This window comes from Microseira wollei NIES-4236, assembly GCF_020521235.1.
In the GTDB taxonomy this organism is placed as follows: Bacteria; Cyanobacteriota; Cyanobacteriia; order Cyanobacteriales; family Aerosakkonemataceae; genus Microseira; species Microseira wollei.
This window is the reverse complement of the sequence record NZ_BLAY01000826.1, coordinates 1-218: the sequence shown is the minus strand read 5'-3', so window position 1 is coordinate 218 and position 218 is coordinate 1. Positions and strand designations below refer to the sequence as shown.

The window sequence follows — 218 nt, the reverse complement described above, 5'->3', positions numbered from 1 at the left end:
TGCCGTGCCCCTACAGATCGACATTTATCGCCCTCGCTTCGTTTCCATAAACCCGGTTTCTCAGAGAAACCGGGTTTCTTAGGCAAAATGTGGGTTTTTGGGGCACGGCGTCGATAACTTTTGATTTGTACCCACAGATTGTAGAATGCCGTGCCCCGAAATCTGAAAATTTATCGACGAGGGACAAGGCGTAGATAACTTTTGATTTCTCCCCACAG

The 218-nt window shown here is 47.7% G+C and carries 1 protein-coding gene; it reads right to left on the bottom strand.

Translation table 11 applies throughout. The features are described from left to right. Positions 1 to 10 precede the first annotated feature (10 nt). The coding region (locus MiSe_RS50600; protein WP_226595176.1) for a hypothetical protein at positions 11 to 218 on the bottom strand (208 nt) is incomplete at its 5' end.